The sequence below is a fragment of the Paraglaciecola hydrolytica genome, assembly GCF_001565895.1.
GTDB classification, from domain to species: Bacteria; Pseudomonadota; Gammaproteobacteria; order Enterobacterales; family Alteromonadaceae; genus Paraglaciecola; species Paraglaciecola hydrolytica.
On sequence record NZ_LSNE01000003.1, the window covers coordinates 769158 to 788256 of the forward strand.

Annotated in this window: 20 protein-coding genes; 18 read left to right on the forward strand and 2 right to left on the reverse strand. The window is 43.3% G+C overall.

Annotated elements, in window-relative coordinates; translation table 11 throughout:
* Positions 1 to 27: 27 nt before the first annotated feature.
* Positions 28 to 1488 carry a PepSY-associated TM helix domain-containing protein gene (locus AX660_RS05890; RefSeq protein ID WP_201027406.1) on the forward strand — a complete coding sequence of 487 codons (1461 nt, stop codon included), beginning with the start codon at positions 28 to 30 and terminating at the stop codon, positions 1486 to 1488.
* 11 nt (positions 1489 to 1499) lie between these two features.
* On the opposite strand, the gene AX660_RS05895 is transcribed toward AX660_RS05890, so the two are convergent.
* On the reverse strand, positions 1500 to 3137 hold the full coding sequence (locus tag AX660_RS05895) for a phosphoethanolamine transferase (protein WP_068373885.1): 1638 nt from the start codon (positions 3135 to 3137) through the stop codon (positions 1500 to 1502).
* A gap of 103 nt (positions 3138 to 3240) precedes the next feature.
* Positions 3241 to 3993 carry an AraC family transcriptional regulator gene (locus AX660_RS05900; protein ID WP_068373888.1) on the reverse strand — a complete coding sequence of 251 codons (753 nt, stop codon included), beginning with the start codon at positions 3991 to 3993 and terminating at the stop codon, positions 3241 to 3243.
* Between the two features lie 254 nt (positions 3994 to 4247).
* On the opposite strand from AX660_RS05900, the gene AX660_RS05905 reads away from it, so the two are divergent.
* The 17 genes from AX660_RS05905 to AX660_RS05985 all read left to right on the forward strand — a co-directional run bounded on the left by AX660_RS05905 (position 4248) and on the right by AX660_RS05985 (position 18882).
* Complete coding sequence (locus tag AX660_RS05905) at positions 4248 to 5120, forward strand: sugar phosphate isomerase/epimerase family protein (RefSeq protein WP_201027407.1); 873 nt, start codon at positions 4248 to 4250, stop codon at positions 5118 to 5120.
* 143 nt (positions 5121 to 5263) lie between these two features.
* On the forward strand, positions 5264 to 6193 hold the full coding sequence (locus tag AX660_RS05910; protein WP_068373897.1) for an MSHA biogenesis protein MshI: 930 nt from the start codon (positions 5264 to 5266) through the stop codon (positions 6191 to 6193).
* Positions 6190 to 6816 carry a PilN domain-containing protein gene (locus AX660_RS05915; protein WP_068373899.1) on the forward strand — a complete coding sequence of 209 codons (627 nt, stop codon included), beginning with the start codon at positions 6190 to 6192 and terminating at the stop codon, positions 6814 to 6816. Before AX660_RS05910 ends, AX660_RS05915 begins: the two co-directional genes overlap by 4 nt.
* The gene (gene gspM / locus AX660_RS05920; RefSeq protein ID WP_068373902.1) at positions 6809 to 7486 is read left to right on the forward strand and encodes a type II secretion system protein GspM; all 678 of its coding nucleotides are present in this window, start codon (positions 6809 to 6811) and stop codon (positions 7484 to 7486) included. The genes AX660_RS05915 and gspM overlap by 8 nt, the downstream gene beginning before the upstream one ends.
* Complete coding sequence (locus tag AX660_RS05925; RefSeq protein WP_068373903.1) at positions 7487 to 7819, forward strand: hypothetical protein; 333 nt, start codon at positions 7487 to 7489, stop codon at positions 7817 to 7819.
* Positions 7809 to 9455 carry a pilus (MSHA type) biogenesis protein MshL gene (gene mshL / locus AX660_RS05930; protein WP_068375258.1) on the forward strand — a complete coding sequence of 549 codons (1647 nt, stop codon included), beginning with the start codon at positions 7809 to 7811 and terminating at the stop codon, positions 9453 to 9455. Before AX660_RS05925 ends, mshL begins: the two co-directional genes overlap by 11 nt.
* Positions 9456 to 9457: 2 nt before the next feature.
* Positions 9458 to 10366, forward strand: a complete 909-nt coding sequence (locus AX660_RS05935) for an ExeA family protein (RefSeq protein ID WP_068373904.1) — start codon at positions 9458 to 9460, stop codon at positions 10364 to 10366.
* The gene (locus tag AX660_RS05940) at positions 10363 to 11418 is read left to right on the forward strand and encodes a tetratricopeptide repeat protein (protein ID WP_068373907.1); all 1056 of its coding nucleotides are present in this window, start codon (positions 10363 to 10365) and stop codon (positions 11416 to 11418) included. Before AX660_RS05935 ends, AX660_RS05940 begins: the two co-directional genes overlap by 4 nt.
* A complete protein-coding gene (locus tag AX660_RS05945) occupies positions 11415 to 13313 on the forward strand; it encodes a GspE/PulE family protein (protein ID WP_068373910.1) in 1899 nt (632 codons plus the stop codon). Before AX660_RS05940 ends, AX660_RS05945 begins: the two co-directional genes overlap by 4 nt.
* Positions 13300 to 14520: a type II secretion system F family protein gene (locus AX660_RS05950; protein WP_068373911.1), complete on the forward strand. Its 1221-nt coding sequence runs from the start codon at positions 13300 to 13302 to the stop codon at positions 14518 to 14520. The genes AX660_RS05945 and AX660_RS05950 overlap by 14 nt, the downstream gene beginning before the upstream one ends.
* 16 nt (positions 14521 to 14536) lie before the next feature.
* A complete protein-coding gene (locus AX660_RS05955) occupies positions 14537 to 15067 on the forward strand; it encodes a hypothetical protein (RefSeq protein WP_068373912.1) in 531 nt (176 codons plus the stop codon).
* A 34-nt stretch (positions 15068 to 15101) separates the two neighbouring features.
* Entirely contained in the window at positions 15102 to 15737 is a 636-nt protein-coding gene (locus AX660_RS05960) for a type II secretion system protein (RefSeq protein ID WP_068373913.1), read from the forward strand.
* A gap of 98 nt (positions 15738 to 15835) precedes the next feature.
* A complete protein-coding gene (locus AX660_RS23620) occupies positions 15836 to 16351 on the forward strand; it encodes a prepilin-type N-terminal cleavage/methylation domain-containing protein (protein WP_068373914.1) in 516 nt (171 codons plus the stop codon).
* A gap of 91 nt (positions 16352 to 16442) precedes the next feature.
* Positions 16443 to 17006, forward strand: coding sequence for a prepilin-type N-terminal cleavage/methylation domain-containing protein (locus AX660_RS05970; RefSeq protein WP_082768753.1), 564 nt, complete (start codon positions 16443 to 16445; stop codon positions 17004 to 17006).
* Positions 16996 to 17574, forward strand: coding sequence for a type IV pilus modification PilV family protein (locus AX660_RS05975; RefSeq protein WP_068373916.1), 579 nt, complete (start codon positions 16996 to 16998; stop codon positions 17572 to 17574). The genes AX660_RS05970 and AX660_RS05975 overlap by 11 nt, the downstream gene beginning before the upstream one ends.
* Positions 17574 to 18458: a PilW family protein gene (locus tag AX660_RS05980; protein WP_068373919.1), complete on the forward strand. Its 885-nt coding sequence runs from the start codon at positions 17574 to 17576 to the stop codon at positions 18456 to 18458. Before AX660_RS05975 ends, AX660_RS05980 begins: the two co-directional genes overlap by 1 nt.
* A complete protein-coding gene (locus tag AX660_RS05985) occupies positions 18448 to 18882 on the forward strand; it encodes a hypothetical protein (RefSeq protein WP_068373921.1) in 435 nt (144 codons plus the stop codon). Before AX660_RS05980 ends, AX660_RS05985 begins: the two co-directional genes overlap by 11 nt.
* The last annotated feature ends 217 nt before the right edge of the window (positions 18883 to 19099 follow it).

Here is a 19099-nt window from a genome sequence, read left to right on the forward strand (position 1 = left end):
CCGATTGTATTTATGCGAGATAACATTTTGAAAAATAACAGTAAAGTATCAATCCGTAGTGAGCAACTTTATCGTGCTGTATGGCGCTGGCATTTTTATGCGGGTTTGTTTGTTGTGCCTTTTTTATTGATATTGTCACTCAGTGGTGTGTTGATGTTACTCAGCAAACCTATTGAGCCATTATTACATCAAAATTTACTTAAGGTTACGCCACAAGAACACCCTCTAACTGCTAATACCTTGTTAAACAAGGTGAGTGAGCAATATCCTCACTCTAGCGTAAAGCTATATATACCACCGCGCGACAATACTGAATCTGCGCAGTTTTCATTGCAAGCAGAGCATGCTGGTGGCCATGGTGGGCATAACGCGCCCAGCACAACGGTGTATATCAACCCCTATAATGCAGAAATATTGGGCACACTTGATCCGACTACTAGCTTTTATAACTGGGTAAAAGTGTTACATAGCTCCTTGTATATGGGTGATATCGGCGACACCTTGCTTGAAATTGCCGCTGGTCTTGGCGTCTTGATGGTGCTAAGTGGTGTGTATTTGGCGTGGCCAAAGGATGGCTGGCGCAGCTTAGTACCACGCTTCTCACTAATAAGTCGTGAAGATTGGCGCCGTCTGCACCGGATTATTGGATTGTTTGTCGCTATCCCTTTAGTGTTTTTTTTAATATCTGGCCTTGCTTGGACTAACGTGTGGGGAGGTAAACTGGTGCAACCATGGAGTTCCCTTCCGCGTTTTGAAGCGCCTAAAAATACTGAAAGCCAGCAGACTGTCGATCACGAGTCCATGGATCATGCAGCTATGGGGCATACCAATATGGACCTCGAGGCAATGGACCATACCGCAATGAACCACGACTCGATGAATCATACAGGAATGCATCATGTGCCTTGGGTGATGGAACAAACACCGATGCCAGAGTCAGCTGCCAATTCGGGCGAATTTGGTTTAAATGCGGTTAACCGAATTGCTGCTGAGCAAGGGTTTGCTAACTACCGTGTGCATTTTCCGCAAGGTGAGGTTGGCGTCTGGACGATTTCTGCTACCACTATGGCCGGCGACATCACCAATCCCTTGACCGAACGTACCTTGCACCTCGACCGCTTCAATGGTGAGCCACTCGCTGAATTTAAATTTGCCGATTACCCTGTTATGGGTAAGGCGATGGCGGCTTTTATTCCTTTACATCAGGGCGATTTGGGGCTGTGGAATTTGTTGTTGAATCTTGTCTTGGTCGCCATGGTCCTGTTCATGATTGCCAGTGGTCTAGTGCTGTGGTGGAAACGCCGCCCCAAAAAACAAGGCAAGTTGGGCTCGCCAATGGCACCGCCAGCGATAAGCAAGTTGGTCGGATTTGCCATGATAGTGGTGGCCTTATGTTTTCCACTTTCAGCCCTCGCTCTGATAGCAGTTATCATTTTAGATAGCCTGTTAATCTCGCGAGTCAAACGATTACAAACAGCGATAAAGTGATCTTGTCTACGTTAATGTGTTGATTTGAATTTCAATAAATCCGGCACGTTTTCATAACTTACATCGGTTTCAAGCTCAAATAAATTGATCAGGGTTTTGGCTACCGCGTCGTGACTATTGGTGACTTGGCTTTGTAAACGAGTTGCCGCAATATCGATATCTGAACGTTCATCTGTCCACAATATCACGGGCACATGGGTTTGCGTTTTGGGAGCAAAGGCATAGGGTAAACCGTGCAGGTACAAACCATTCTCACCTAAGGACTCGCCATGATCGCTGACATACAACATGCTGGTTTGAAATTTCTGGTTATTTTTTTTGAGCAACTCAATGACTTTAGACAAAAAATAGTCGGTATACAAAATGCTGTTGTCATAGGCATTGATGATGTCAGCATCGCTACACTGGGATAATTCTGCGCTCTGACAAGCTGGCGTAAAACGTTCAAATTCGCGAGGATAACGTTTGTAATACGCAGGCCCGTGACTGCCCATTTGATGTAATACGATAAAAATATCCTGTTGCTGTTGATCTATATAAGCTTGTAAATCATCTAGCATGCCAACATCTCGGCATTCTTCGTCACACTGTGGATTGACGTTGGCATTTCTGAAATCTTGAAAGGGTTGGCGCACTGCGACACCCTTAGAATCTGAATTAATATCACGCCACAGGACACTAACTCCTGCTTTAGCAATAATATCAAAGGCGTTTTCTGTTGCCTCAGCCGTATCCACGTCAAACTCATCTTTAGAAGATAATGAAAACATACAAGGCACAGAAATGGCCGTTGATGTACCACAAGAGCTTATCTCCGGATAAAAAATCAAATTAGGCTCCTTGCTTAATAAAGGATTGGTTTGACGTGCGTAACCGTTTAGACCGAAGTGATCAACCCGAGCGGTTTCACCTACCACCATAATGATCAATTCTCGATTGGGATCGCTAGTAGGTACCTCAGAATAATTGGCCAGTAAGGTAAAGCCCTCTGCATCCAGATTATTAAATTGAGAGCTGTAGTACTTAATGCCGGAGTAGAGCGGCTGCAGCGGATTGATGTAATAACGCAGTGGTTTATGTTCACGGATAAAGCTAGTGAACTGCGCGCTAAAACTAAAAATACATAGCGTAATGAGCGACAAAGTAAACAAACTTAGCTTGCCACTGGTTTTGAGTCGCTGCAGCCATTCAGGCTTAGCTGAATTTATGGGGAGTAGGCTAATCAAGACCATAGGCACTAACAACAAAATGGCTAAGCGCCATAATAAACTTACATTCAATAGATCAGAGGCTTCTGCCATATCAGTTTGTAAACTATTACGGATCATTTCAACATCTATCACAACACCAAACTGGTCGGCAAAATACGCACTGAGCACACTAATGAATAAGATCAAGGCTATCGCGCCGCGCAGAGGTAGTACTACTTGAGTAATGGCGATAAGCAAAGCGGTTAAGGCAAAAATAATAAGTGTGACGGCAGCCATAAAACCCAAATTGTCTCGCACAACATACTCTGCAGAAAAATGGGCAAAAAAGCTGCTATTGCAACTTAAGGTGATAAAGGCGCTAAATAATAAAATAAGCGTGCTAGGTGTTAGTTTAGATAAGCCGAAACGGGCAAAAACCGTATATTGGTTAAGGGACATAAGCCGTCAAATTGAATAAATTTAAGCACAGCTTATCTCGCTATGCTTAAGTCAGACTTAACCTTTTATTCTTGTGAATAGCACTAAGTGTGTTATCTGGACTTTAGGGTTTGTTATATAAGTTATCACGCAGTTGTGAAGGCAAAGTGCCAAATAGGGCTTTAAATTGGCGACTAAAATAACTGTGCTCGGAAAAACCACAACGATAGGCGATTTCAACTATTGGCAATTTACTTTCGATCAGCATCCTGCGCGCGTTTTCTAAACGGATTTCGTTAATAAATTGTTTGGGGGTTTTGGATAAATATTTTTTAAAACGCCGCTCCAAAGCGCTAACCGACAAAAAGGCCGTATTGGCTAACTCTTTAACACATATATCCTTGTGAAAATTCTCTCGCACGTATTCGACCGGCGCTTTGATGGCATCGATACTGGAAAGTACTTGTGAGGTTTTATTCATTAATTGAGTAAAACCAAAGGTACCTACAATATTATTTTTTTGGTCAAACAGTGGACGTTTTGAGGTTGCAAACCAAGCAAAATCTCCCGTTTTTAACATATTCAATTCTATCCGATCAGTAATGAATTGACCGTTCATCACACTGTGGTCATCACTAATGAATTGTTTGGCAATGTGTGGCGGGAAAAAATCCAGATCGGATTTACCTAGAATTTGCTGCAAAGTATGTAAACCCAAATGTTCGACATATCTATTGTTGGCGTAAACCACACAACTTTGAGCGTCTTTAATCCAAAAAATAGTATTGGGCAGCAAATCAAACATGTGCAAAATTTGCTCTAAACCCAAGACGTTTTGTAAAAACACCTGACTGTCAGCCAATAACTTTTTATCCATTACAGACCTTTATCTATTTGCCTTTAAAATATGTAGCGCCGAATTGTTGGCATATTCAGTGGTTTCGCAAAACAAAGCCATTTGAGTGACACCAAGCTAATTTTTGGCAAAGTATGCCGCCGAAAATTTATCAACTCAAGCCGATTTATTATTAGCTAAAGTTTTCACCATCACACTAGACTAAGAAACTTGTTAATAAAGTGTAAATTTGGCACCTAAGGCGCTGAGTTAAACCTTAAATAGAGAGAATTTTTATGTCGTTAGTTTTATTGAATACTTGTCGCCGTGTATGGTGTATTTGCGGTGTTATGCTCATCGCCAGTTCAACGTTAATACCCCTTAGCGCCCACGAGTTAGGATTGCAGTTATATAGTGTCAGGCATCAAATGGAAAAAGATGTGGATGCCACTTTTGCTGAAATCAACAAATGGGGTCTAACGCTTGTAGAAGGCGGCGGAGCACTGTATGGCCATTCCATCGATAACTACCGCAATTTTTTGCTAAAAAATAATTTGGAAATGGCCAGTGTTGACGCTTCCTATGAAGAGCTGCGCGATAATCCAATTGCTGTCGTGTATAAGGCGCGTTTTTTTGGATCTCGTTTTGCGACTTTTTATTGGATACCCCATGACGGCTCCAAGCCCTTTGATTTCGAAACCGCCAAAAATGCGGTAACCATGATGAATAAGGCCGGTCTTTTGTTAAAACAACACGGTATTACTTTGCAATACCACCCCCATGGTTATGAGTTTTATGCCTATGAAGATGGCACCCTGCTTGACTATATGATCCAAAATACTCACCAAGCCCAGTTTCAAATGGATGTATTTTGGATGAAACAAGGTGGCATGGATCCAACGGCGTTGTTGCAAAAATACCCTGGACGTTTTACCTCCCTCCATCTCAAAGATCGCTTAAAAGGCACCGCCAATACTAAAAATGGCAGTGGTGATAACGAAAGTAATGTTGTGCTGGGCGAAGGAGATGTGGGTATTGCCAAGGTCGTTGCTGAAGCGAAAAAACAAGGTATACGTTATTTCTTTTTAGAAGATGAATCCTCTCGTGTGATGGAGCAAATACCTAAAAGTATCGACTTTCTGCATACACTGGATGGCGTGATAAAATGAGCACTAAGCGCCATCTAAATCATTGCCTTGCTCAGAGTAATCAGACTTAATCAGCTAAATAATTATAAGCGGCTGATATTGCTGGTACTTTTTAAGGATCTTTGCTGTAATATGCTTAAAAAATAGCAGGTTCGTTAAGACAAATGCAGATTGGTTGGCGGGAATATATCAAACGCCGCTTTAGAAGGGCTTCAAAATACCATTGTGTGGGTATTGAATATGGTGTTGATGAATTATACATCGCCACACTGCAAGTCATCGATGGTAAATTAACTTGGGTTAAGCAACACAAAATGGTCTGGGATGACTGGCAAGACAGTCTAAAGGATTATGTTGCTGCACAAGGCCTCGACAATACCCGCTGCCAAGTCACGCTGGCGATTTCTAAATATCAATTATTGCAGTTAGACAAACCCGCCGTACCTGAAACTGAAATCAATCAAGCCTTACAATGGACAGTCAAAGAGCAATTGTTTAGCGATGGTGATTTAGCGGTAGACTATTTTGATTTACCCGCTGCCCCCGCCAATGCCAAAAAACTCAATGTGGTGGCAATTGGCAAAAATGAAGTTGAAGCTTTAAGAGATGGCATATTAGATGCCGGACTTAATCTGGTTAATATCAGTATTGAAGAGCTGACCACCTCCAATATTCTGCCACCCAGTGACGATGCTGCGATTATTTTGCATCAAAACCCCGGTGACCAAATAAGCTTAAACATAGTTAAAAAGGGTTTGTTGTACTTTTCACGGCGTTTACGCTCCTACGAAAATTTAGCTAATTTTTCTGTGCAAGAATTCCAGATGGGCATAGCCGACAATCTAGCTTTGGAAATCCAACGGTCAATGGATTACTTCGAAAGTCAGTTGCGTCAGGCACCGGTCAAACAAGTGTATATTTCACTGGATACTCCCCACCAAGATACCTTAGCTGATCTCATTAAAGAGGTTATTTTTGTCAAAATAAGCCGGCTTGAATCCAATGTGGAGAGCGTCCCCGGATTAATACAACATCCCAGTTATTTTGCTTGTTTGGGCGCCGCCCTTGATGTTGTCAGTGAGTCAAAACCATGAAGACCAAGGTTAATCTCTACGCCATTGAGTTTCATCCCAAACTACGTTTGTTAAGTTTGCAAATTACCCTCGTGGTGTGTGCTGTGATGTTGCTGCTGTGTGTCGCTTATTGGTTTTATGGCTTTGCCCAGCAGCAAAGCTTGACGACAGAATTAGAATTTAGTCAGTTACAAAAAAGTCAGCATGCGGGCGTCGTCACTGCCCTACAAACCGAGCTTGCTACCCTTAAAAAAGATCCTCAGTTGTTGCTTGATGTGGAGCAAAACCTGCAAATCTTGGCGCTTAAAAAACGAGTCTTAGAAGAAATTCAGGGGCAGGAAGAACTAAAGTCGAGCGGTTTTGCTCAGCTTATGGCGGAACTGGCCGACAAACACCAAAGTGGCTTGTGGTTAACCTATATAGGTTTGGATGGCCGTCAGGTTCGTTTAGAAGGCACCACACTTGAATCATCGTTAGTGCCTAAGTGGTTGAACAACTTAGGTGCGACGGCCTATTTTAAAGGTCAGGAATTTGCTGAAACCCGTTTATTCAGAAACACCGAACAGCAATTGAATTTTGTGATTGCCAGCTCGGTCGCCGATGCAAAAGACAATGCATCCGCTGGAGCAAACGTAAATGAATAACCCTTTGTTGCGTGAATACAACAAATTGGCCACACGTTTTGATGAATTGAGTGTGCGTGAACAAGTGATGATATTGCTGTGCACTATCACTTTAGTGGTTTTTGTGGCGTATTTTGTTTTGCTTGAACCCCAATGGCAGCAAAACGCTACTATCACTAAAAATATCACACGTAACCAACAAGATGTGGCTGCACTAGCGGAGCAAACTCAAGACTTAACCAAGGCCTTACAACAAGATCCTAATGTATCGATTAAACAACGAATTGGAGATATTCAGCAGCAAATAAGTGCAGTTGAAACACAACTCGCCTTGCAAACTGCCAACTTAGTCCAAGCCAACAAAATGCCACAAATGTTAGAAAAGGTCTTGGCTAGTTCTGATAAATTAACCCTGATTAGCCTGCAATCTATTCCACCCCATGCTATTTCTTTTACTCAGAATAGCGAGCCGCAGGGCAATAGTGGTGAGGCCGCCTTATATCGCCATGGGGTTAAACTGATCGTAGAAGGCAGCTATTTTGAGGTGCAAAGTTATCTTGAAAAACTAGAAGCCCTAGAGTGGCAGTTTTATTGGAAAAAGTTTGATTACAAGGTCAGTGAATATCCAGTGGCAACTGTCGAGCTGGAGATCTATACATTAAGTACTAATAAGGCATTCATAGGTGTATAAATGACATATTACCGTTACTTGTTGCTACTCTTATTATTAAGTGCTCCACTGAGTGTCCAAGGCAAGACTGATCCAACTCGGCCACAAAATTATACTAAAAACATGCTAAGTGAAGAACAAAATAATGAACTGTCTCTGTCGGCTATTTTTGTTACAGGCAATACTAAACAAGCCATTATTAATGGCCTTAGTTATGGAGAAGGGCAAAGTGTTTATGCCTATAAAGTCGTGTCTATTAGCGCAAATAAAGTAGAATTAAGTGGCCCACAAGGTAAGCAGTTACTTTTCATCAATAATAATAACGTCAAGAAAGATGCTAAAAATGGTTTTTAGGAAAATAACATTAATCACTTTAGGCACCTTAATTTGTGCCTGCCAAACTCATCAAAAACCTGAGCAGTCGAAGCTTGCGTTGGATTCTGCCATAGCTGAATACCAGCAGGAGCAAACAAGTCCAGCTAAACATTTGGATACCTTGCCTGATGCGGTTAGTCAGGCCTTGTTACCTACTCATAACTCAAATGACAACCAACTTTTTGGCGAAAATAAATACGATATCAACGCACAAAATATCCAAGCCTCGGCTTTTTTTGCTGGCATTGTTAAAGACACGCCTTACAGTGTGGCGATTCATCCTGAAGTCACTGGCGCTATTTCGTTAGATTTAAAACAAGTGTCTTTGACTGATGTATTTGAGTTGGTATCTGAGTTATATGGTTATGATATTCAGCGTAAACAAAACATTTATCGCATTTATCCTGCCGGTTTACGTACTGAAACACTGGCGGTCAATTATTTATTAATGAAACGTGATGGTGCCACCCAAACGAGTATTACTTCTGGTGGGGTATCACAGGCACAAAGTAATACTAGCAATAGTTCTAACAATAATTTTTCCGGCAACTCAAGTAGTGGCAGCAGCAATAACAACAATTTTAATAGCAGTAATAACAATGGCACGAATATATCTACCCGCACCGAAACGGATTTTTGGACAGAATTACTGACAACCTTAAAATCCATGATAGGCGAGCAAGCCGGTAAAAGTGTGATGGTGACACCGCAAGCCGGGTTGGTCACCGTACGTGCTATGCCTGAAGAAATCCGCGCGATTAAGAGCTTTTTGCAAATTTCAGAAGAAATTGTGCAGCGTCAGGTTATTTTGGAAGCCAGAATTATTGAGGTCTCGCTCAGTGATGGTTATCAGCAGGGTATAAACTGGAACCAAATTCTCGCCAGCAGTGGTAGCACCGATTTTCAGTATTCTACTAACGGTGGCAGCATAGGCGATAGCATTAGCGCGACCTTAGGCAATATTACTAGTTTATCTTTTATCAATAAGGATTTTTCTGGTGTGCTGTCGTTACTCTCGACCCAAGGCAATGTGCAAGTCCTATCTAGCCCCAGAGTAACCGCGGTAAACAATCAAAAAGCGGTGATCAAGGTAGGTGATGACGAATATTTTGTTACTGATGTCTCCAGTCAAAGCACCATTTCATCAAGCACCACGTCGGTGGTACCTAATATTGAATTAACCCCCTTCTTTTCTGGCATTGCCTTAGATGTCACTCCACAAATCGATAAAAACGGCGGCGTTTTGTTGCATGTTCATCCTTCGGTGATTGAAACTCAAGAGCAAGAAAAAGTGGTTACCCTAAATCAGGAGCAGTTTATTTTGCCTTTGGCGCAGAGCAATATTCGTGAGTCAGATACCATTATCCATGCTAGATCAGGTGAGATAGTGGTGATAGGTGGCTTGATGCAATCCATGATCTCCGAAACCGAATCGAAAACACCTTTTATTGGTGATATCCCCTTGTTTGGCAATTTGTTTAAGTCCAAACGCCAGACTGAAGTTAAAAAAGAATTAGTGATCTTACTCAAACCGACAGTGGTGGATAGTGAAACCTGGCGGAATCAGCTACAACGTAGCAGAGACCAAATGGCAGACTGGTTACACGTGGAGTAACTATGTATCTTTACCACTATGGTATTAGAGAACTGCCTTTTACTCTTACCCCCAATACGAGCTATTTTTTTGGCCTGCCCAGCCATAAAGAAGCCATTCAGGTATTACTGACCGCGCTAAAAAGTGGTGAAGGGTTTATTAAAGTGACAGGCGAAGTGGGCACAGGTAAAACCCTGATTTGTCGCAAGTTACTCAATGAGTTACCTGATCATTTTGTCGCGGCTTATATCCCCAACCCCTATTTAAACCCAGCTGAACTGCGCCGCTCTGTGGCTAGCGAGTTGCAAGTTGAATTAAGTGCGACAGCCGACCAACAAGAGTTCACCCAGCGTATTCAACAGCGGCTAATTGATATCCATCGGCACAATCAAAGTGCCGTGCTAATCATCGACGAAGCCCAAGCCTTGCCGGTCGAAAGTATTGAAGCCTTGCGCCTAATGACCAACCTTGAAACAGAATCCCGTAAATTGCTACAGGTGGTACTGTTTGGTCAGCCAGAGTTAAACGATAAGTTAGCCTTACCTGAACTACGTCAATTAAAACAACGGGTGACCTTTGCCTATTCTTTGCAGTTAATGGATGCGGATCAAGTTTATCAGTATGTGCGTCATCGACTTAATGTGGCGGGTTATCGTGGTGTTGAAGTGTTTTCTGCAAAATGCAGCAAACTCTTATTTAAAGCCAGTAAAGGCACTCCACGGATAGTTAATGTACTTTGCCATAAAGCGCTAATGCTGGCTTACGGTGAAGGAGTGCAGCAAGTTAGTGCCGAGCATATTAAACTGGCAATCAAAGATACCGAAGCGGCACAAGCCAGTCGATCTCATTGGATTTTACACACTGCATTAATGGCAGTGGTTGCGCTATCTACTGCGCTGGCCTACTACTTTTTGTTAGAGAGTAGCCAATGAGCGTAGTCAATAAAATGTTGCAGGATTTGGAAGCCAGACAAGCCGACGGGCAACAAGTCAGTGCTGACTACCAAGCTCCGAAGAAACGTCCCAATTGGCTGTGGTTAATCGCGTTGTTAGGGATTGCATTTGCCTTATTTGCTTATTGGTTATTGAGCAGTGAATCATCACCCTTGAATAAACCTAAGGTGATTGAAGAAGTACTGCAAACTCAGCCGCAAAAACCAGTGGCAAAAACCATGTTAGTGGTAGAGACAACTGCCGCTGCTTTGCCAGCAGTTGATACTACGGATGCGCCAAATATCCAACATGCTGAAATAGAAGTGCTTATTGCTTCAGCACCCAATAGTGAGCCAAGTCCCGAGCTAAGTGAGCTTACACCGCCTGAGCAAAGGCCAATAGTGCCCTCAGCGTCTGTAGAGCCAGAGCCAGCCGAGCTTAAACCCAGTTCTTTTCAGATCACAGGTAGCAGTCAGGTCAACCAGACCGCCAGTTTAAAACAGCAAATAAAAGATGCCGTGGCTGCAAATAACAATGAATTAGCCATTAAGTTACTTAATAAATTGCTTGATCAGCAGCCAGATGACGTTGAGGCAAGTAAAAAATTAGCCGCCTTATTATTTGCCAATGGCAATAACCTAAAAGCCACAACATTGTTGCAAAGCAGTTTGCAAAACTCGCCGCATCGTGCCGACCTGCGCATGATGCTGGCTAGATTATATGTGCAGCAAAAAAAAGGTGATGCAGCTTTGGTGTTGCTTAAAGAAGTTCAGCCGGCGCAATATATGGAAATTGATTATTTGGCATTGCGCGCCAGTGTAGCCCAACAGCAAGCAGATTTTGCCACGGCAAATCAAGATTATGCGACGCTAAGCCAAGTAGATAGTAACAACGCCCGCTGGTGGCTCGGACTGGCAATCTGCCAAGAAAAACTCGGGGTTGTTAGTGGCGCCTTAAATGCTTATTACCGAGCTCAAAATCTGGCGCAACTGGAGCCAGCAGTCACAGAATTTATCGAACAACGCATCCGTTTATTGGCAGGCAAACCATGATCCCAAAAACTAAAATTCGCCTAGGGGATTTGCTGGTGCAACAAGGCATCATCACTGACGATCAGTTGATGCAAACCTTGGCTGAACAAAAACAATCGGGCCGTAAACTTGGTCATGTATTGGTTGAACAAGGGTTTGTGACAGAAAGCCAGCTTTTGAGCTTTTTGTCGCAACATTTGAATGTACCACTCATCGACATTAGTCAATACAACGTGTCTGCCGCTGCCGTCAGCAAACTACCTGAGGTACAAGCGCGCCGCCATCGAGCCATTGTGCTGGATGATAAGGGTGACCATTTGTTGGTTGGTATGAGCGATCCCGCTGACTTAGCTGCGGTGGACGTATTATCTGGCCTATTGCATAAACCCATTAAAGTGGCGGTGGTCAGTGATTCTCAGCTGTTGCAGGCTTATGACAATTTTTATCGACGCACTGACGATATTGCTTCCTTTGCTCAAGAGTTGGCTGAAGAATACCAAGACGGCACCGAATTTGACTTTGATGTGGGCATTGGTGGCGAACAAGACACGGCAGTAGCGAGGTTATTACAGTCTATTTTCGAAGATGCCTTGCAAACTAAAGCCTCGGACATTCATATCGAACCTGACGAAAACCAGCTACGTATCCGCATGCGAGTTGATGGTGTATTGCAAGAAAACGTAATCAAAGAGAAAAACGTTTCCTCGGCCTTGGTTTTGCGCTTAAAACTCATGTCGGGTTTGGATATTTCCGAAAAACGTCTGCCGCAAGATGGGCGCACCAGTATGCGCATTAAAGGCCACGCTATTGATGTGCGGGTATCGACTATGCCCATCCAAAATGGCGAATCGGTAGTTATGCGTTTATTGGATCAGTCAGCGGGTTTATTAACCTTAGACCAAACCGGTATGCCAGCAAGCTTACTGAGACGCTTTCGTAGTTTGTTAAAACGCCCCCATGGCATGATCTTGGTCACGGGCCCTACTGGTTCAGGTAAAACCACTACTTTGTATGGCGCACTGAGCGAACTTAATCAACCCTCAACAAAAATCATTACCGTTGAAGATCCCGTTGAATACCGTTTACCACGGATTAATCAGGTACAAACCAATAATAAAATCGGTTTAACTTTTGCCTCAGTACTGCGAACGACTTTGCGTCAGGATCCAGACATTATTATGGTCGGCGAAATGCGCGATCAAGAAACCGCTGAAATCGGTTTGCGCGGCGCCTTAACGGGTCACTTGGTATTATCTACTTTACATACAAATGATGCTGTCAGTAGTGCGGTCAGGCTATTGGATATGGGCGCTCCAGGTTATTTAGTGGCGAGTTCATTACGTGCCATTGTGGCGCAGCGTCTGGTACGTAAAATATGTGAAAACTGTAAAGAGTCTCATCAATTAGGTAGTGAAGAGCTACTGTGGTTGGCTAACTTGGATGCAAATTTAGCTGGCATCAACTTCAAACGGGGCAAAGGTTGTTCTAATTGTAGTAAAACAGGCTACAAAGGCCGTTTGGGTGTGTTTGAACTTCTTGAAATGACCGAAAGTATGATGACAGCCCTGAAGAGCAACAATACCGCAATGTTTGCTGAAGTCGCTCTTAACAGTCCAGGTTTTGTACCCCTTGCAAAAGTGGCTCTAACCTACGCCAAGATGGGCATTACCAGTGTTGATGAAGTGCTCAAATTGATTGAGATGGTCGCGGATGAACGCAGCGTCAATAACGCTGAAGAACAGGCTGTACCTCTTGAAACAGAACTGGCTGAAGTAAGCGGTATAACTGTTGAAAAAAGTGTAATGACACCACTTCCCAATAAACAAGATCCCACGAATAGTCCAAGCAGCAGTGAGTTTTCCTTTGAGCTAGAGCCCCTAGCTAAACCAAGTGGAGACTTTGATGGCACACTTTAGCTACAAAGCGCGCAAGGCCAGTGGCGAGCTAGCAACGGGCATGTTGGAGGCTTCGGACGCATCCATGGTGGCGCAAATTTTAGCGGGTCGTAGTTTTATTCCACTTGAAATTAAAGAAACCAAGGGCACAGTAAAAACCGAATCGAATGGCATAAACTTTTTTACCCCGCAAATTGAACTTGAAGATCTGGTGATTTTTGCTCGTCAAATGTACTCGCTGGCAAAATCGGGGATCCCTATTTTACGTGCTGTTAAAGGCTTGGCCGATACCACTAGCTCTAAACGCATGGCGGCGGCTTTGCAAGATGTTGCATCACAATTAGAACGTGGCCGAACTTTATCTTCAGCGTTGAACAAACATAAAAAAATATTTAGCCAATTGTTTATCAGCATAGTGCACGTGGGTGAAAATACCGGCAAACTCGACGAAGCGTTTTTACAGTTGTCGTTTTATCTAGAACGCGAACAAGAAACTCGTAAACAACTGAAAGCCGCCACGCGTTATCCCATGTTTGTAATTTTTGCCATTGTAATTGCCATGGTGATCATGAACTTAGTGGTGATCCCGATATTTGCCGACATGTTTACCTCTTTAGGTGCTGAGTTACCTTTGATGACACGAGTGTTACTGGCAACCTCAGAGTTTTTTGTGACTAAATGGCATTACATGCTCATCGTGCTGATTTTAGCTATCTACTTGTTAAAGCGTTATATGCAAACAGCGCAAGGACAATATCGTTGGGATAGACTAAAACTGCGTTTGCCGGTAGTGGGCAGTATTTTTGAACGAACATTGTTAGGCCGCTTTTCTCGCAGTTTTTCTATGATGTTAGTGGCGGGAGTGCCCTTAACCTCGGCGCTTAATTTGGTGGCGGAGGCGGTTAATAATTCGTTTATGGCAGAGCGTATTATTACCATGCGTAAAAGCATTGAAAAAGGCGAAAACCTCTCCCGAGTTGCCGCCAGCAGTAAACTCTTTACGCCCTTAGTTTTGCAAATGATCAATGTGGGTGAAGAGACAGGGCGGGTAGATGAGCTGCTTGGAGAAGCCGCTGAATTTTATGAGCGTGAAGTAGACTACGATTTGAAAAGTCTCACGGCTAAAATAGAACCTATATTAATTGCAATTGTCGCAGGTATGGTGCTGGTCTTGGCGCTGGGGATATTTACCCCTATGTGGGATATGATGGGAGCGTTTAAAGGTTAATGAGGTTGGTTTAACAATGCAGAAAAATCAGGCAGCTGAAGAACGTAACCGTTTGGTATTTATCAATGTCACTGTGGTGGTGATATTTGTCAGTCTGATGCTGAGTTTTATCGTGTATTTTGAACAAGGACGGCCTAATCTTAAACGTCTTACTTTGGAAAACTTAGCCGAAAGTTTTGCTACCAGTGTCAATAACGCTCACTGGCAATGGCAGCGTGAAGGTCGTCCGCCCATCGTGATTCTTAGTACATATGCGCCACGGTTGGACGATCAAAAAACCTTGGTAGAAACGGACAAACGTCCGGTTTTTATGGCTAGTAACGGTTGGCCTAAAGCAGAACCGACAGGCAAAGGCTGTGAACAAATTTGGAATATGGTGCTTAATTTGCCCATGGAAATTGAAGGTTTCAGAGTGATAGCCGAGTATTACGATGGGGTTAAGCTAAGTGGCAATGCGCAGGATTCCCGTTGTCGTTTTAGATTATCAACCGGTCCTTATTTTGAATTTAAAGTAGCTAGCGGTGAAGTATTAAGAGTGCAAGGATAACAAACAGATGAATCACACTCGCAGAGGAGTAACAATGAAAAAAAGCCAACATTTTTGCCCTAGTTTCCAAGCAGCTGATGCTGCTAAAACACGAGGATTTACCCTCATTGAACTAGTGATCGTAGTGGTGATATTGGGGTTGCTGGCAGCAACCGCCCTGCCCCGTTTACTTGATGTCACCAAAGATGCAGAAGATGCAACTGTGGATGGTGTGGCAGGTGGTTTTGCCTCCGCAGTTGGCTTAGTGCGAGCTCAGTGGGAACTTGAAGGTCGCCCACAAGAAAATAACGGCACTAATTCAACTTTTGTGACCATTAATAGTATTCAAATTGGCATAGATAAAGATACGGGTTATCCCACCGGACAACTGGATACTGATAGTAGCAGTGAGGATGTTCAGGTCAGTGTTTTAGATTGTGAAAGTATCTTTAATCTGATTATGCAAAGCGCTCCGACTATTTCCTCTGACTGGAATGACAAACCCTTTAATAATTATCGTTATTTTACCAACATGAGTGCTGGTACAGGTTCAGGTGGCAATGACGTATGTTTTTATTATTTAACCCAAACCGTTAAAAACCGTGTTAGCGAACCCTTAGATAAAACAGCAGGCAATGGTTTTGTTTATGATCCAAGAATTGGCCAAGTCATGGTGTTTAGTAATAATTAGAAGATTTAGTTAGCCCATAGCGTTGACAGGTGTTTTGATGGTATAAAACATATAATTATCAATGCGCAAAAATATAATAATCCATTGAGGACGTAAAAATGCAACAACAAAAAGGTTTTACCTTAATCGAACTGATCATTGTTATCGTGATTTTGGGGATATTAGCAGTTACTGCGGCACCCAAATTTATTGATATTCAAAAGGATGCAAAAGCAGGTACCGTTAAAGCGGTTGATGGAGCACTCAGTTCTGTGAGTTCCATTGTTTATGGCAAAGCATTGATTGCTGGGCAAACAGGCGCTACAGGCACCGTTAATGTTAACGGCGTAGCCACTGCTTTGGTTTATGGTTATATTGCGTCCTCTGTAAATCTTACTTCTCTGTTAGACATCGACACTGAAATGGCACCTAGCTTTAAAGCTACAACCGGTGCCGCTGCTGGCGTTGGGGAACCAGGACCTAATAAATCAGCAATAACATTTTATGGTGATAATGCGACTACCTTCGACTACTCTACTTTATCTGCAACGGTAGGATGTGCAATTATATACACCCAATCTACGGGTCCCAATGTGGCTGCTACGGTGACAATGTATAACGGCGGCTGTAACTAAATAACCTGAGCTTTAGCTTAGGTATGAAGGCCATTAATTTAACGTTAATGGCCTTTGTTGTTTTAAGCCCATGACTTTTCGATATGGTGTAATGAAACCTCAGCAAGCAATAAATTATCAACGTGGATTTAGCTTAATTGAGCTCATCATAGTGATTGTGCTGATTGGCATACTTGCTGTTACCGTAGGTAGTCGCATGGTTGGCACTAATGGTTTTGCTGAGTTTTCTTATCAAAGTCGTTTAATCGCCAGTCTACGCACCATGCAAACCCGTGCCATGTATGATACCCGCCCTGCTACGCCAACGAATCCTTCGGGTTACTGTTTTAAAATAAACTTTATTAACTCTCCTGCGGCTTTTGGCCCACCCAGCCTGAATTATGCCGCGGCTGATGGTAGTGCAACGTGCGCCGCAAATATTGATCACCTCGGCGCCCCGCATCTTGCCACTACTAGCAGTGAAATGGCCGATAATAAAGTGCAGTTTACCAGTATAAACGATGGTGCCGACCCCATCACTTATCTTCGTTTTGATAATCTTGGTCATCCACTGAGCAGTGCTGGGCAATGTGCTGGGGGCTGCAAAATTGAATTAAGTGGTGAGCAAATTGCCGCGGTTTGTATTGCTGCTCAAGGTTATATTTATGCCTGTTAAGCATCTTAAAAAAGCAGGGGGTTTTACGCTTATGGAGCTGGTGCTAGGCATAGTGGTTTTTGCGATTGCCATGAGTTTGTTTCTCTCACTGATTGTGCCACAAGCTCGGCAAAGTGCTGATCCTATATTGCAGGTGCGAGCCAGTGAATTAGCCCAATCCTTAATGAGCGAAATTGTCAGTAAATCTTTTGATGAAAACTCCTCACGCGGCGGAGGAACAGGGCGCTGTAATGAAGCTCCTAATCCTGATTGCACAGCAAGTAATGCCTTGGGTCCTGATGGCGAAACCCGCGGTACTTACAATGACGTCGACGATTACGACGGTCTAAATCAAAGTGGCGCAGCTATTCAAAACAGCTCTGGTAGTACCATAAGTTTGAATGGTAGAAATTTGTATGAGGGCTTTTTGGTCAATATTATTGTGTTTTATGACGATGATATGGACGGCCTCGACGATGCTCTAAGTAGAGGCCTAGCCTATATAGGTAACAATAAACTTATCCACGTTACCGTTACCACGCCAACAGGCGAAGCTATTGCATTTAGCAGCTACCGGAGCAATTACTGATGGTACCGGTAAAGTTAGCGGTGAGTAAGGGCTTTACTCTGATCGAACTAGTTACTGTTATTGTGGTGCTAGGCATAGTCTCAATTGGGATCTCCGGTTTTTTACGCAGTGGTATGCAAATTTATGCCGATGCTAATGAACGTCAACAAATTTTGAGTGAGAGCCGTTTTGCGGTAGAACGCATGAATCGCGAGTTGCGCGGCGCCATCCCCAATAGTGTGCGGCTAAAACATGATCTGCTTACCGAGATTCAATGCCTTGAATTTGTACCTGCCCTGTGGGTGTCGTTTTATACCACCTTGCCGCTCACCAGTTCGGCAACTCAGGCTCGAATTGTGGAATACGCAGGTAATAATAATCAGTTTAGTGTGCAAAACGGTGATTTTGCTTTTGTTTACCCTACCGACAATGATGATATCTATGATGCGACTGAACAAAAGCGTCGCACGGTATTATCCTGCAGTGACGCCATAGACGCTGACGACGATGGCAACCCTGATGGGGATGGTGATTGTGATACCGCAGATAGTACCAGTCATACCGCAGAGCTGACATTGAGTGGCCATTTTGATGACAATTCCCCCGCCTCTAGAATGTATTTTGGCCGTAAAACCATTAGTTTTTGTGCACGTACAGAAAACGGCAAGCAGGGTATTTATCGTCATGAAGGGACTATCAGCACCATTCAAGAATTGTATGATGACGGCGGAGATTTAATGGCCCAACATCTAGTTAATGACTTATCCGATAGTAGCCAATTGCCCTTTGCAATATCCAATGCGGTGCTTAATCGTAACGCTCTGGTGCACCTACTGTTGACCTTTGAACTTAATGAAGAACAAATGAATTACAGTATAGAGGTACATATCCCCAATGTGCCTTAAAATTACTGCGCCATCTTCGTTCAAAAAACAGCGTGGCAGTATGCTGGTTATCGCGCTGTTTGTTATAGTGGTTTTGGCTTTTTTAGGTTTGACTCTGACTAAGTTGCTGTCAGGGACTAACGATAACGTAATTTATGAAGTCTTAGGGCAACGGGCGCATAATGCTGCTCGAACTGGCATCGAGTGTCGTTTGGCTGAGGCCTTTCCTATCGTCGGGGCTACTGCATATTGCAGCACTGCCACGCCCCCTAATTTTGACTCTGTGAAGGGCTTCGAAAACTGCCGATATGATTCCACAGCAAGCACAAAAATTGTTAAAGATGGCAGCAAAAGTCTAAATTATGTGCAATTTTCCAGCACAGGTACCTGTGAAGTAGGTAATATAGTGGTAAGTCGCACCGTTTATATTGATGCCATAATGTAGTGACATGGAAAGTGTCCATGGCGTAATCGTTTGATGATCTGTAGTTAAGAGAGGTAATACATGACAGCAAGATTTATTGCAGCAGCAATTCTGTTTCTTCTCTTGGTGAGTCAAGCCAGTTACGCTAACCCGAAACTTTCAGGATATCTTACTGGTGATAACGCTATAGATGTGTATCTAAGCACTGATGACAGTGTGGCGGGGACCTATTTTGGCT